This is a genomic window from Sporosarcina gallistercoris, assembly GCF_050459885.1.
GTDB classification, from domain to species: domain Bacteria; phylum Bacillota; class Bacilli; order Bacillales_A; family Planococcaceae; genus Sporosarcina; species Sporosarcina gallistercoris_A.
In genome coordinates this window covers 64,654-79,115 of the sequence record NZ_JBCMNO010000017.1, presented here as the reverse complement: position 1 = coordinate 79,115, position 14,462 = coordinate 64,654, and the positions used below count along the sequence as shown (strand labels likewise).

Annotated in this window: 12 protein-coding genes and 1 rRNA gene; all 13 read right to left on the bottom strand. The window is 46.7% G+C overall.

All coding sequences use genetic code 11. The features are described 5' to 3' along the window. A 16S ribosomal RNA gene (locus ABE021_RS10640) occupies positions 1–93 on the bottom strand; the annotation flags it as partial. A gap of 374 nt (positions 94–467) precedes the next feature. Continuing rightward, the gene (lysS, locus tag ABE021_RS10635) at positions 468–1,958 is read right to left on the bottom strand and encodes a lysine--tRNA ligase (RefSeq protein WP_430288600.1); all 1,491 of its coding nucleotides are present in this window, start codon (positions 1,956–1,958) and stop codon (positions 468–470) included. Positions 1,959–2,144: 186 nt separating this feature from the next. Continuing rightward, positions 2,145–2,660, bottom strand: coding sequence for a 2-amino-4-hydroxy-6-hydroxymethyldihydropteridine diphosphokinase (gene folK / locus ABE021_RS10630; RefSeq protein ID WP_430288598.1), 516 nt, complete (start codon positions 2,658–2,660; stop codon positions 2,145–2,147). After that, positions 2,657–3,025, bottom strand: coding sequence for a dihydroneopterin aldolase (gene folB / locus ABE021_RS10625; RefSeq protein WP_430288597.1), 369 nt, complete (start codon positions 3,023–3,025; stop codon positions 2,657–2,659). The genes folK and folB overlap by 4 nt, the downstream gene beginning before the upstream one ends. A 12-nt stretch (positions 3,026–3,037) precedes the next feature. Then, positions 3,038–3,919, bottom strand: coding sequence for a dihydropteroate synthase (gene folP, locus ABE021_RS10620; protein ID WP_430288595.1), 882 nt, complete (start codon positions 3,917–3,919; stop codon positions 3,038–3,040). Positions 3,920–4,020: 101 nt separating this feature from the next. Beyond that, positions 4,021–4,947 (bottom strand): cysteine synthase A, encoded by a 927-nt coding sequence (gene cysK / locus ABE021_RS10615; RefSeq protein WP_430288594.1) that lies wholly within the window; start codon positions 4,945–4,947, stop codon positions 4,021–4,023. Between the two features lie 132 nt (positions 4,948–5,079). Continuing rightward, complete coding sequence (locus tag ABE021_RS10610; RefSeq protein ID WP_430288605.1) at positions 5,080–6,012, bottom strand: peptidyl-prolyl cis-trans isomerase; 933 nt, start codon at positions 6,010–6,012, stop codon at positions 5,080–5,082. After that, positions 5,990–6,877: an Hsp33 family molecular chaperone HslO gene (gene hslO, locus ABE021_RS10605; RefSeq protein WP_430288593.1), complete on the bottom strand. Its 888-nt coding sequence runs from the start codon at positions 6,875–6,877 to the stop codon at positions 5,990–5,992. The genes ABE021_RS10610 and hslO overlap by 23 nt, the downstream gene beginning before the upstream one ends. Further along, on the bottom strand, positions 6,874–7,656 hold the full coding sequence (locus tag ABE021_RS10600) for a type III pantothenate kinase (protein WP_430288592.1): 783 nt from the start codon (positions 7,654–7,656) through the stop codon (positions 6,874–6,876). Before ABE021_RS10600 ends, hslO begins: the two co-directional genes overlap by 4 nt. A gap of 108 nt (positions 7,657–7,764) precedes the next feature. Continuing rightward, entirely contained in the window at positions 7,765–9,771 is a 2,007-nt protein-coding gene (ftsH, locus tag ABE021_RS10595) for an ATP-dependent zinc metalloprotease FtsH (RefSeq protein WP_430288590.1), read from the bottom strand. 129 nt (positions 9,772–9,900) lie between these two features. Further along, positions 9,901–10,443, bottom strand: a complete 543-nt coding sequence (gene hpt, locus ABE021_RS10590) for a hypoxanthine phosphoribosyltransferase (RefSeq protein ID WP_025783719.1) — start codon at positions 10,441–10,443, stop codon at positions 9,901–9,903. Between the two features lie 50 nt (positions 10,444–10,493). Then, positions 10,494–11,897 carry a tRNA lysidine(34) synthetase TilS gene (gene tilS / locus ABE021_RS10585; protein WP_430288588.1) on the bottom strand — a complete coding sequence of 468 codons (1,404 nt, stop codon included), beginning with the start codon at positions 11,895–11,897 and terminating at the stop codon, positions 10,494–10,496. Positions 11,898–11,924: 27 nt separating this feature from the next. Next, a complete protein-coding gene (locus ABE021_RS10580) occupies positions 11,925–14,345 on the bottom strand; it encodes a SpoIIE family protein phosphatase (RefSeq protein WP_430288586.1) in 2,421 nt (806 codons plus the stop codon). Between the last annotated feature and the right edge of the window lie 117 nt (positions 14,346–14,462).

The window sequence follows — 14,462 nt, the reverse complement described above, 5'->3', positions numbered from 1 at the left end:
CTCAAGGAGCAAGCTCCTATCAATTCGCTCGACTTGCATGTATTAGGCATGCCGCCAGCGTTCGTCCTGAGCCAGGATCAAACTCTCCATAAAAAAGAATTGATTGCTCAATTCGTACTGGCATCATTTCTGATGTCTATCAGATCCGTTAAGATCTGTTGTGTTTGTTCCACCGGCAGAACCAGTTTCCCAAACGATAATTCGTTGACATTTTGCTGTTCAGTTTTCAAGGTTCATAGTGTTTCTGTTGTGTGCGCCAGTTGTTTTGGCAACTTTTATATAATACCACACTGTATATTCCGCGTCAACTACTTTTTTAAAAGTTTGTTTCGCGTAAGTCGCAACACATAAATGGTTATGTGAAAAGCAACGTGTTCAAATATACCACGTGCGGAAAGTTAACGCAAGTATTTTCTTCTATAAAAAAAACGTACCTCGATGAACGAGATACGCTTCTTAATTTCATGTCAGTCTTTCGAACGCATTTGCGGGAATAACAACACATCACGGATTGATTGAGCATTTGTCAGAAGCATGACTAGACGGTCAATACCGATTCCAAGCCCGCCTGTAGGCGGAAGCCCATACTCTAATGCTTCAATGAAGTCCTCATCCATTTCATGTGCTTCATCATTACCTTGTTCTTTTTCCACAAGCTGCGCTTCAAACCGTTGACGCTGATCAATCGGGTCGTTTAACTCGGTAAATGCATTTGCATGCTCACGGCGTACGATGAACAACTCAAATCGATCTGTAAAACGACCGTCTTCTGGATTTTTCTTTGCAAGTGGTGAAATTTCAACTGGGTGTCCATAAACGAACGTCGGCTGAACAAGCTGCTCTTCCACTTTTTGCTCAAAGAATTCATTCAGTACATGTCCTACTTCCATTGTAGGTTTCACTTCTACGCCATTCTCCTTGGCAAGTGCATGCGCTTCGTCTTTCGTCATTTCTATCCAGAAGTCTACTCCTGTATACTCCTTCACCGCGTCCGCCATATGCAGACGCTTCCAACCAGGAGACAAATCAATGATATCTTCTCCATACTGTACCTTCGAAGTGCCCAACACTTCTTCAGCGATATGCGCAATCATGTTCTCCGTCAATGCCATGATATCGTTATAATCCGCATACGCTTCATATAATTCAATCATTGTGAACTCCGGATTGTGACGTGTAGAGATTCCTTCGTTTCTGAACACACGTCCGATTTCATACACCTTTTCGAGTCCGCCTACAATCAGACGTTTCAAATGCAGCTCAATCGCAATTCGCATATATAATGTCATATCTAACGTATTGTGGTGTGTAATGAACGGACGGGCAGATGCACCTCCTGCAATCGAATGCAGCATCGGTGTCTCGACTTCCAAGAATCCTTGTCCATCCAAATACCGTCGCATCGATTGAATGATCCGGCTGCGTAAGATGAATGTCTCTTTGCTGCCTTCCGTAGAAATCAGATCCAAGTAGCGCTGGCGGTAACGTTGTTCAATATCTTGCAGGCCATGGTACTTCTCAGGAAGCGGGCGTAACGCTTTTGATAGGAAAGTAAACTCTGTCACCTTAATAGAGAGCTCACCTACCTTGGTTTTGAAAATAGTCCCTTCAATCCCGACGATATCTCCAAGATCCGCCATCGTGAATAACTTGTACGTATCTTCCCCAATCGCATCTTGACGCACGTAGATCTGAATCTGGCCACCAAGATCTTGAATGTGTGCAAATCCAGCTTTCCCTTTACCGCGCTTCGTCATAATGCGGCCTGCGATTTTTACCTGGTGCGGAGTTTCATCTAATTCTTCCTTAGACAGCTCGCCGTACGCTTCAATTAATTCATTCGATACATGAGTGCGCTCAAATCGCGCGCCGAATGGATCGCGTCCACCGTTACGAATCTCGTCCATCTTCTGGCGTCTCACCTGAAGTTGGTCATTCAACTCTTCTATATTCGACATCCTGTTCACTCCTCTGATTTGTTCATACGCTATTCGCCTATTATAACCTTATTGTACACAATCTCAGCCCGTAAAAAAAGGCGCTGGATAAACGCGCCGCCAAAACCTATTAGACAAGACGTCAGCACTTCGCCTGTTCCCGAAGCAGCATTTCTTGTAAACGGCTATCTAAACCCGTCTGCGCATTCACTTGCACTGACGGGCACCTCTATATTCTTCTGCTGTTTTCCACAATTTCACGCCATCGTCCTGAAGTGCGGCCTCTTCTCGAAATGGGCTTCCCTTGACCGGATCTAAACACTCTGGCGCCAGTTCTGTTAAGGGGATTAAGACAAACGCCCGCTCCCGCATACGAGGATGCGGTATTGAAAGTGTTTCCGATTCAATCCTATCGCTATTGTACAGCAAGATATCAAGGTCTACCGTTCTTGGTCCCCAGCGTATCGTCCTCTCACGGCCTAGCTCCATCTCGATTCTTTGGCATTCTGCTAGTAACTCATGAGATTCAAGTACCGTCTCCACTCGAACAACCATATTTAAAAAGTCCGGCTGATCCGTCACCCCTACAGGCGCAGTCTCATAGATGGAAGACGCTTCGACCGATTCAATCCCATCCGTTGCGTAAAGGGATGTCACTGCAAGCTTTAGAAACCCTTCTCGGTCTCCCAGGTTCGTCCCAATGGATATAAATGCCGTATTCATGATAACCGGCCTCGTTCAATTTCCACCGAAACAGACGAGTAATGCCCAGGAATTGGCGGGTCCGGTTTAACGACCAGCACTCGAACACCCGATACTCGATCCTTGTAGTCTTCAAGCAGTTTCACCGCGATCCGCTCTGCAACCGCTTCAATGAGCTTAACCGGCTCCCCTTCCACAATAGACTGTACAACGGAATACGCTTCGGCATAGTTCACTGTTTTCGATAAATCATCATTCGTTCCCGCCTCAGCCAAATCGACAGCCATGGATACAGTCACCGTAAAACGCTGCCCAAGAACGGTCTCTTCGGCAAGCGCCCCATGATAGCCATAAAACTGCATTTCGTTCAAATGTATAAAATCCATCTATGTCCCCTCCTAAAACTTCACTTTCTGCTTACCTGTCAGCACATCCATCATGCGTACCATTCGTGCGATCGCCTTTACATCATGGACGCGCACAATGTGGCACCCATGTTCAATCCCATAGCAAACAGTTGCCCCCGTTCCTTCCAGTCGTTCTTGAACAGGTAAGTCTAACACTTTCCCTATCAATGACTTTTTTGATGTCCCTAGCAGAACAGGGTATCCCAGATCCGAAAGTCGATCCAAGTTTTGCATCGCTTCAATGTTTTCATCCAGAGATTTTGCAAACCCGATACCGGGATCCAACCAAATGTTACACTCCGCTATTCCTGCATTTCGCGCAATCGCGATACTCCCTTCAATATCCGCGATGAATTCATCCCCAAAGTCCCCTTCATAGATAGCCCGTTCTCTGTTGTGCATCAGAATGATCGGAGCTCCGTACTGTTTTGCGACATCAGCAATCCGAGGTTCTCGCTTCGCTCCCCAGACATCATTAATTATATGTGCGCCTGCTTTCATCGCTTCTTGTGCAACAGCAGCTTTATATGTATCAATTGAAATCGCACAATCCAATTCCCTTGCCAGCGCTTCTACAATCGGGATCGTGCGTTGTAGTTCCTCCTCTAACGAAACCGGTGTATGTCCAGGTCGCGTAGATTCCCCTCCAATATCGATAATTTTTGCTCCGTCTTTCAACATCTCTGTCGCACGGCGAAGCGCCGCATCCAGATGACTGTATCGTCCGCCATCCGAAAACGAATCCGGCGTTACATTCAATATCCCCATGACAACCGTTTCTTTGGAAAAATCGATATCCATTCCACCTAAACGGTAAGGTGCTTTAGCATAGTCCAATTCCACTGCACACACACTTCTTTCTTCGCCATTCATCCTCAAACAGCTTTTTGTATCAGTTTACCGGTTACTCTCCCCAATTCCTACTGGAACGACATAAAAAAGAGGAAGCATTTATGCTCCCTCCCGTTTCTTCATTATTCTTCTTCGAATTGGTAGAGGGGCGTGCTCAAGTAACGCTCACCATTCGAAGCCAAAATCGCAACGACGGTTTTCCCTTTTCCTAGTTCCTTGGCAGCTTTCAGTGCCGCAAACACAGCTGCACCGGATGAAACCCCGCCTAATATTCCTTCTTCTTTCGCCAACTTCCGTGCATACTCGTAAGATTCGTCATTCGTCACTTGTGTGATTTCATCATAGATATCGGTATTGAGCACTCCGGGAATGAATCCTGCGCCGATACCTTGGATTTTATGCGGGCCCGGCTTCCCTCCCGATAGTACGGGCGAGTCTGTCGGTTCAACCGCAATGATTTTCACATCCGGGAATCGTTCTTTCAGGACGCTGCCAACTCCGGTAATCGTACCGCCAGTCCCGACTGCCGAGACAAATGCATCCACACGGTCGAGAGCATCTGCAATTTCAGGACCAGTTGTGAGTCGATGAACTTCCGGATTCGCTTCATTGTTGAATTGTTGCGGTAGGAACCATCCGTTTTCCTTCGCCATTTGTTCCGCTTTCGCAATGGCACCTTTCATCCCTTCAGATCCTGGCGTCAAAATAAGATCTGCGCCATATGCACGCAGCAGGTTTCTGCGTTCCAGACTCATCGTGTCAGGCATGACAAGAACTGCTTTGTATCCCTTTGCAGCCGCGATCATCGCGAGCCCGATACCTGTATTCCCACTCGTCGGTTCAATCAAGGTGCCACCTTCAAGCAACTCCCCTGATTTCTCAGCAGCTTCGATCATCGCTAGCGCTATGCGGTCTTTCACGCTGGAGCCTGGGTTGAAGTATTCCAGCTTCAAATAGACGTCAGCATCATTCGGACCCACAAGACGATTCAGCTTCACCAAAGGCGTTTGACCGACTAAATCTGCAACAGAGTTTCCTACTTTCTTCATTTCCAACACTCCAATCCCTAGTTAATAGGTAGGTTTTATATTGTATTCAGTTTACAAGAGAAATGTGCCCTTTGTCAAACGATACAAATCTATGGAGAATGCAAAAAAAGCCCCGCTGCACGAGCGAAGCTTTCACTTACCATAGAACCAGTGCGCATCGAACTCTTTCCAGAATGTTTCCGGTGTAACCGATTGGGAGAGTTGCTGCAGAGCCAGTTCTCTACGTATATGTTCTTTTACTTCTTTCAGTTTAAACGAACGACCTTGGAGAACATCGCGGACCTCCACAACGGCATACGTGCCATCTGCAAGTCTGAACACATCACTCACACGATCTTTTTTCAGCTTTTCCACAGTTTTCAGGATTGCCGGGTCGATCTCCTCCGTACGACTGCTGATGTATCCGAGGTCACCGCCGATTGAAGCGGAAGATGGATCGATTGAACGTTCTTTCGCGAGAACGTCAAAACTCGATCCTCCCTTCACTTCTTCGAGCGCTTGCTGTGCTTCTGATTCAGTGGAAGCAACCAGCAAAGATGTACGGTACGTGGTGGGGATTTCAAACTGATCCTCATTCTCTTTGTAGTACGATTTCACCGCTTTGTCTTCGATCACAATATCTTTCGTTAATACACGGTTCAGAATGAGTTCAGATCGCACTTTTCTACGCATCTGATCTGCATCCAGACCCGTATACGCTTTCCCGTCAAGCGAAGAGAGCAATGCCAATTCACGGTCGATGTCTTCGTTGGAGACGTCAATTTTGTATTCAGCAGCAGCCGTTTCCATGACTCTGTCATTCACCAGGTCCAGCAATACTTCGCGGCCTACCTTTTTTTCCATTGCCGTCATCCATTCCTCACGCGTGATTGGTTTTCCAGCAACAGACGCCACTTCTTCCCCAGCTTTGAACGGACTTTCCGCTTTGTCCGGAATAAGCCAGCCAATGAGCCACAAAAGATTACTCACCGCTAAAACCGCAATCAGAAGAACGAGAGGCTTTGTTTTTAAACGACGCTTCTGGGACTCGTTCGCACCCCGATTACGATCCAGACCGGATTTCATCGACAAAGTCCTTTAACTCTTCTTTTGAATAGACATACTTCTCCAAACAGAAGTGACATTCCGCCTCAGCTTGTCCATCCTCATTCATCATTGTGATGATTTCGTCTGCCCCCAAACTCTTGATCGCTGTTCCAAAACGTTCTTTTGAGCAATTACAGTCAAAGCTGACTTCCATCTGGTCGACGACTCGGACGTTTTCCTTCCCGAGAACTTCTTCCAGAACTTCTTCAGGCGCCAATCCACGGTCAATCATTTTAGAAATCGGCTCCATTTGACTGATTCGCTGCTCTAATTCCGTGATGGTTTCATCCGTCGCTCCCGGCATCACTTGAAGGATGAATCCTCCTGAAGCTTTTACTGTATTATCCGGGTTGACCAGCACTCCTAGCGCAACGGCAGAAGGTACTTGTTCTGAAACAACAAAGTACTGCGTGAAGTCTTCTGCAACTTCCCCAGAGACAATCGGGGTTTGCCCAGTGAACATATCCCGAAGCCCGAGGTCTTTGACAACCGTGATCATGCCTTCTGTTCCAACAGCGCGCCGCACATCCAATTTCCCTTGTGCATTCAAGTCGAAATGTGTTTGCGGATTAAGTGCGTATCCACGGATATGCCCTTTTGCATCGGCATCCGTCACGATTGCACCAAGCGGGCCGTTTCCGTCCACTTTCACCGTCAACTTGTCTTCACCTTTCATCATAGCGCCCATCATGACAGTCGCAGTCATTGTACGGCCAATTGCAGCTGTTGCAGTCGGCCAGGAATAGTGGCGACGTTGCATTTCGCCAACCGCTTCCGTAGTTTTGGCTGCGTAGGCACGAATTGTACCGTCAAACGCTAGTGCTTTTATAAGATAATCATTCATTTGCCATTCTCTCCTTGTTGGTTACGTTCATAGATCAGTTTTAACCCTTTTAATGTGAGATAATCATCCACTGCATCGATTACATCTGTCTCTTTGGCGATTAGAGGCGCAAGGCCACCCGTCGCGATAACAGTCGGTACTTTCTTACTCTCCGCCTTCATTCGTCCCACAAGCCCTTCGACTTGTCCGACATATCCGTATAAAATACCTGCCTGCATGGCGGACACTGTGTTTTTCCCAACGACGTGTTCCGGGCGCGTCAATTCGACACGAGGTAATTTAGATGCTCGATCGAACAGCGCTTCCATGGAGATGTTAATACCCGGAGCAATTGCGCCCCCCATGTATTCAGCATGTTCGTTCACGTAACAATACGTAGTGGCTGTACCAAAATCGACAATTATGAGCGGGCTGCCATATTCGTGGATCGCAGCTACTGCATTGACGATACGATCCGCACCGACTTCACGGGGATTTTCGTATTTAATGTTGAGTCCCGTTTTCACGCCAGGTCCAACGATGACCGGTTCTTGTTTGAAGTATTTTTTACACATCTGTTCAAGAGGGAACATCACAGGCGGTACAACCGATGAAATAATAATACCGGTAATATCTGTGAATTCCAGTCCCACGTGTGTAAATAGTGACTTCACTTGCATAGCGTATTCGTCTTCTGTTTTTTGGCGGTAGGTTTCCATCCGCCAATGGTGCTTCAACTCCGTGCCGTCATAGACACCGAGCACAATATTCGTATTACCTGTATCTAAAACTAAGAGCATGCCTGATTCCCCACTAACCTCAATAGTCTTTTTTCCCTCACATCATACCATATATCATTTCAAAAAAAACAGCTGACTGTCTTTTGACGGACAGTCAGCTGGATATTATTAATCTCTTCGTTTTTCATCAATCGAGTCAAGCGGCTCGTTTGTTCCTTCGTTATTCGGTAAATCACCGACAGAAGGATCTGCAGGAGCTCCAGTAACATCTGGATTTGCCTCAGTCGACTCACTTTCTGCACCTTCGCCAACTTCCTTAAGACCATAAGGACGATCTGGAAGTGTACCGTGGTCTTTCAAGTGATTGATTTGTTCTGCATCGAGCGTTTCCACTTCTAGAAGCGTCTTCGCAATCAAATCAAGCAAGCTGCGGTTTTCTGTAAGAATCCGCTTCGTACGCTCGTATTCACCTTTAATAATTGACTGCATTTCCTGGTCAATTTCATAAGCGATGGAATCTGAGTAGTTCTGTTCGGAATTGAAGTCGCGGCCGAGGAAGACGTTACCGCCTTGTGCCTGACCAAACTGCATCGGTCCGAGCTTATCGCTCATTCCGTATTCCGTCACCATGGAGCGCGCAATACCTGTTGCCCGCTGGAAATCATTGTGAGCACCTGTAGACACTTCACCAAGGACGATTTCTTCAGATACACGTCCACCTAGAAGTCCTGCGATTTTGTCGAGGAGTTCCGGTTTTGTCATGAAGTAACGGTCTTCTTTAGGAAGCATGACCGCATAACCGCCCGCTTGCCCACGAGGTACGATGGTAACTTTATGGACGATTTCAGCATCGTCCAGCATTAGTCCGACAACCACGTGCCCTGCTTCGTGATTCGCCACAATCTTACGTTCTTTCTCGGAAATGACCCGACTCGTCTTCGCAGTACCTGCAATCACACGGTCTGTCGCTTCGTCGATGTCCGCCATATCGATTGTTGTTTTGTTGCGTCGTGCCGCAACTAGTGCTGCTTCGTTCAAGAGGTTTTCAAGATCTGCACCCGAGAAACCTGGTGTCCGTTGAGCAAGTGCTTTTAAGTTCACCGTTTCGTCAAGCGGCTTGTTGCGAGCATGTACTTTAAGTACCGCTTCACGACCTTTGACATCTGGACGTCCTACAGTGATTTGACGGTCAAAACGACCTGGACGCAGTAACGCCGGATCCAAAATATCCGGACGGTTTGTCGCCGCTACGATGATGATGCCTTCGTTTTCACCAAAACCATCCATCTCAACGAGCAACTGGTTCAACGTCTGTTCACGTTCATCGTGTCCGCCGCCAAGGCCAGCACCACGTTGACGTCCTACAGCGTCAATCTCATCGATGAAGATAATACAAGGAGCATTCTTCTTCGCATTCTCAAACAAGTCTCGAACACGTGAAGCGCCGACACCGACAAACATTTCCACGAAATCAGAACCTGAAATCGAGAAGAATGGGACGCCTGCTTCTCCCGCAACCGCACGAGCCAGCAATGTTTTACCGGTACCCGGAGGTCCTACAAGGAGTATACCTTTCGGAATACGCGCACCGACGGCAGCGAATTTACGAGGATCCTTCAGGAAGTCGACCACTTCGATCAGTTCCTGTTTCTCTTCATCCGCACCTGCTACATCTGTAAATCGAACTTTCTTGCGGTCATCGGTATGCAATTTCGCTTTACTTTTCCCGAAATTCATAACCTTTCCGCCACCACCGCCACCTTGAGCTTGGTTCAACAAGAAGAAGAACAAGATGATGATAATGATAAACGGCACTAGGCCGGTAAAGAATGACACCCAAGCGCTCGTTTCCGGCGTTGGTAAAATGTCAACTTCCGCGTTCTTCGCAAGTGCAAGATCACGAATATCGTTCATTGTCATCTCATCATTCATCGGAACATTCGTAGTGAACTTTTCATCATCTTTCGCGTTTTTCATCTGTCCTTTAACTTCTAAAACTAGCTGGACAGGCTGAATCTCGACAGACTTCACTTTCCCTTGTTCTAATGCAGTGAGAAATTCATCATAACGGATCTTTTCCATCTTAGGGTTTGGATTGTTCAGCGAACTGAAGATTCCCATGATCGCTAGAAAAATCAGCCCATATAATAGAAAGTATCGAAATATTCGATTCATCCCAAGCCTCCTCATTTCTTCAACAGAAAACTATTGACAATCTTATCACATATGCAATTTGAATCACAAAGATAATGCCTTAAGAAAAAAGTCATACAACACACTTTCCGCTAAGGGTTCAAAAAGCACTTATGTTGTATAAATTTCTTTCTTCAAAACTCCAATATATGGGAGATTGCGATACTTTTCAGCATAGTCCAGCCCGTAACCGACCACAAATGCATCCGGCACCTCAAAACCTACCATATCCGCTTTCAAATCGACTTTCCGGCCCGTCGGCTTGTCGAGAAGGGTTACAATCTTGATCGACTTCGCTTTACGATACTTGAATAGCTCTACAAGATATTTCAGTGTCTTTCCGCTGTCGATGATGTCTTCCACGATCAGAATATCGCGGCCTTCCACACTTGCGTTCAAATCTTTGATGATTTTTACTTCGCCTGAAGAAACCGTCGCATTCCCGTAGCTAGAAACATCCATGAAATCGAGTTCTATGTATGCATCGAACCGTTTAATAAGGTCGCTCATGAATGGCAATGCACCTTTAAGCACACCAATCGCAAGCGGAAACTTGTCTTGGTATTCCTCTGTCAACTGCTTCCCAAGTTCTGCCACCTTCTCTTGTAACTGTTCTTCAGAAATCAGAACTTCTTGAATATCTTTTTCCAACATGAAAAATTCCTCCTAAAATGTGTAAAGTTGAACAAATAACAGCAAGTGCGTTATTTTGTCCAGACCATCATCAGTATGTACGCCTGTTCAGCAGACGGTTTTTTGGTAAATGATTCACTGTAACGAATTCCAGGAATGGCACAGATGTCCCCCTGCTCCGATACGATGACAGGCAGAGTGTCCCGTACAGATTGTTTAACTTTCTCATCGATCAGCACGCGGCTTACCCGTTTAGAGTTTTCCATTCCATACATTCGGATCCGATCTCCAGAACGTCTAGACCGAATGAGGGAAGGCAACGCTCTTTCTTCCGACGGAAAATAACGCCAGTCGGTAACATCGTCTAGCGCGGATGATTCGACAGCAGAGGACTTGCACCAACAGAACTTCCACTGCCCCCATTGAACCCATTCGTTTGGCGGAAATTGAATGACCCGATCGAGCGGCTCTTCTTCCTTACGCACAAAAGTCGAAACCCCATAGTCCCTTTGCAGCAACCACCTATCAGGAAGGCTGATGGATGCACTTCCGGTGTCAGCAGACAATTGGCGAATGAGCTGTTTCAATAAGTCGGCATTGTATATCGCAGGTATAGTTTCCCCATTGTAAAGATACTTTAATAGTAGAGGAACTACCCTCTTTTGTAAAGCCGGGTGCATGGCCCGGAATTCAGCTGAATGGATAACGGGTATCCCTTTATCCGTAAAGGTTAAGAGGCGTTCCAACTGTTCTTTTGCCAGGCTCTCGAGAAACGCATCGTCCTCTTGAAGTGCCGCCGCCATACGAACTGATTTCTCGGCTGCCGTTGGGTTTTCATCTAACAGAAATGGAACAATGTGATGACGGTACCGGTTGCGGGTATACTCATCTTTTGCATTACTTGGGTCTTCTCTAAACGGAAGCTTATGCAATTCAGCGTACTCATATAAGTCTGTTTTTATAAGCGATAGGAATGGCCGGACGAGCCGTCCCTCACTAAATTTACGGGAAACAGGCATTCCTTGTGGTCTTTGACCTTTTGCCAGCTGCATTAAAATGGTTTCCAGCTGGTCTTCAGCATGATGGGCAACTGCAAGCACTGTAAAGCCTTCGCCCTGCATCGTTTTTTCAAACAACGAATAGCGCCCAGTACGACAGATTTCTTGGAGATTTCCCCCCTGCTCTTTCAACATATCCGGAACAGGTAGAATCGTTGCGTAAAATGGCACACCGAGATGGTCGCATAGCTTCTGAACAACCTTACCATCCGTTGCAGATTCGTCTCCACGGAGACAATGATCGACATGAATAGCTCCGATTTCAATTTCCAGCCGTTCTCTCAGTTCGTTTAAAAAATGTAAAAGTGCGACCGAGTCGACTCCTCCTGAGCACGCAACGAGAACTCGGTCACCCTTACGAAACAATCTTTCCTGGCGGATGAAGGCCGGGACTTTTTTAAATAGATTATCCTTCACCTGAGTCACCTCCGCCATTTTCTCTCTTCATCCTACCACTTTTTGGCGGAAAAGTGAGGGTGTACGAACTTTCACACTCGACCACCTTGGTACAATGTGGTCTATTTTCATTACCAGAACTGTCCGGTCGTCCGCCGTGGTTTTATATTTACGTTCCATTTCCCCCATAATCCGATCTGCCAGCGCATCACACTCTAGATCTGCATGGACCTCAAGCATTTGCCATAACGACTTCTCTTGCTGCTCCAATGGCACATCTCCATTAAACATTCCGTCAGTCATCATGACAATGATATCTCCTGACTTCAACTCTTCGTTCTTGGCTTCTACTGTAAAGGATGGTAAAAAACCGAACGGAACAGCTTTACTGTCCACACGTAAAAACTCTTCGCCCCGCTTAATGTAGGTACTCATTGAGCCGGCTTTCCACGACCACAATCTTCCGTCCTGTAAATCGACAAGCGCTAGGTCCAGGGTCGCATACATATCATCCAACCCATTCAGTGCCATCATATAATGCAGCGTATGCATCGCTGTCTCCGGTCCCATTTTACGATCTAAACATTCTCTCATCAAACGGATGACCTTCTGACTTTCATAATAGGCATTCATGTCTTGTCCCATCCCATCTGATAGCAAAACTGCAGTCAAGCCATCATGGATCGGGAATACTTCATACGCGTCGCCTGCGTAAAACGAACCGCCTCCTGCCGTCGCCATGACTCCGTACTGCATGGAAAATCGGACTGCAGAGGTGAAAGTTAACTGCAAGTGGGCAAACGGCTGCTCTCTCATCAGAGCTTTTTCCACTTGGAACGGCTCTTGGTACATCTCTTCAAGTACGGGAAGAATGAGCCTTTCCGCTACGGTTGTATCCGTTTCAAAAGAGGAGCGTCTTTCCGGAATGGAACACACGATACGCATGGCCCCTTTCTCTTCCGACAAAATATCGATTTGGAAGAAATCAATTCCTTGGGCTCGCAAGTTCTTTCCGAGTTCTTCTTCGGATGGACGATAAATTGTTACATCTTCTTTGATCTCATTCATCATATTCTCTAAATGTGTGCTCATATCGCGGAGTTGTAAAGCGAGCATTTTGCGTCCATGCTGCAATTGTCCCATCAGTAGCCGGTCTGCACCGCGCTCTTCCAATTCTTCGAGTAATCCAGTATGGCGCACGCACTTATAGCGGATTTTCTCCTCCACACGATGGCGGGCTGCTTTTTTCGTAGCAGAGTATGTCGACTCCCATTCCGACAGGAGATTCTGCATACTGTCATCCTGAGATGCCCAACATTTGGAATAGCGGAAACAAGACCTGCATGCACTCGGTGTCTCTTGTACCTGTTCCAGATGGCGAGATTCTTGAACCGGGAACTGATCGTTCACCATTGTCGACATAAAGGAAGCAAACTGCTGGAAGTCCGTCAGCTGTTCATCCAGCCTGCGCGCGAGCCATTGCTGTCGTTTTTCGGATAAGTCCTGGTGCTCCGGCACAAGCACTTCCCGGACAGAAGCGAGTCGTTTCGACGGAATCAGTAGAAATAGGAGGGTAGCCGCACCTATTGTCACAAAATGTGTTTCATCAAGCGGCAGCGTCAAATCATATAATAGGAAAAAGACAGATGCAAAAAGACCTCCCGTCGCGACACCGAGCTTCCCGAATCCTTTCATAGACCCAGCAGCAAATCCAGTCATGCCGTAAACCGTCATCATACCCGTGAATGATAGCTCAGCCATTCCCGTTATGGCTGCAATGAGCATGGCAATTGTCGTCGAAAATAACACGCCTCCTGTAAGGGCTGCTATGAGAATCGCTGTGTAGAGTAGTAATCCTGGAACTGAAATGTACCCGATGATCAGATTATTCATTCCCGTTGTGGCCATGGCGGCGACGATACAGGCCGCCCCTAATTGTTCAGCCCGCCATGGCGTATACATTAGTTTATCGACTTGCGGAAATGCAAGAAATAGAAACACGGTCATGAGCAAAGCAAGGAGAGCCTCAAATCCGATCGCCAGCTGTATATTGAGAGGCGGTTGCCCTGCATACATAATGAGTTGCCAAAATACTTGCGTGAAAATCACAGTTCCTGCAACAGTTAGTGGCACCGATTTCCGAGTGAAAGGATGTCGAATGACCAGGTTGAATAATAGCAGCTGCAATATGAATATAATAGATTGTCCCAAACCGACGAACAAACTTCCGCTGATCCCGCCAATGAAGACTGGCAACATGTATTTTGGATAGCGCATAGCAGCTAGTGCCCAAACAGGTAAGAAAAATGGTACCGCTGCGTCAAATAACACCGCTTGTGATAAAAAGAACGATCCCACCGTGAATAGAAATGTCGTCAGCAAGTGCACTTTCCGTTGTAAGATTGAACCTACTGCACCTTGAACTTGTTGCCCCAGTGATCTCTCTGTATTGCTACTGATCATCTTCATTTCTCATTCCCCCTATGACCTATTGCCGTTAGTATACAGGCTCGTTGTCTAATAATTTGTCTCTTCCTGACACCTGGTACTAAAAACATTTCGACGGTTTCCGGGGATGTTTTCTTT

Bases quoted from the DNA above. Each gene is read 5' to 3' on its own strand.
- folB (WP_430288597.1), bottom strand. From the start codon at position 3,025: ATGGATTTTATACATTTGAACGAAATGCAGTTTTATGGCTATCATGGG.
- ABE021_RS10600 (WP_430288592.1), bottom strand. From the start codon at position 7,656: ATGCTCTTAGTTTTAGATACAGGTAATACGAATATTGTGCTCGGTGTC.
- ABE021_RS10610 (WP_430288605.1), bottom strand. From the start codon at position 6,012: ATGAAATCCGGTCTGGATCGTAATCGGGGTGCGAACGAGTCCCAGAAG.
- folK (WP_430288598.1), bottom strand. From the start codon at position 2,660: ATGAATACGGCATTTATATCCATTGGGACGAACCTGGGAGACCGAGAA.
- ABE021_RS10580 (WP_430288586.1), bottom strand. From the start codon at position 14,345: ATGAAGATGATCAGTAGCAATACAGAGAGATCACTGGGGCAACAAGTT.
- lysS (WP_430288600.1), bottom strand. From the start codon at position 1,958: ATGTCGAATATAGAAGAGTTGAATGACCAACTTCAGGTGAGACGCCAG.
- ftsH (WP_430288590.1), bottom strand. From the start codon at position 9,771: ATGAATCGAATATTTCGATACTTTCTATTATATGGGCTGATTTTTCTA.
- hpt (WP_025783719.1), bottom strand. From the start codon at position 10,443: ATGTTGGAAAAAGATATTCAAGAAGTTCTGATTTCTGAAGAACAGTTA.
- cysK (WP_430288594.1), bottom strand. From the start codon at position 4,947: ATGAAGAAAGTAGGAAACTCTGTTGCAGATTTAGTCGGTCAAACGCCT.
- folP (WP_430288595.1), bottom strand. From the start codon at position 3,919: ATGAATGGCGAAGAAAGAAGTGTGTGTGCAGTGGAATTGGACTATGCT.
- hslO (WP_430288593.1), bottom strand. From the start codon at position 6,877: ATGAATGATTATCTTATAAAAGCACTAGCGTTTGACGGTACAATTCGT.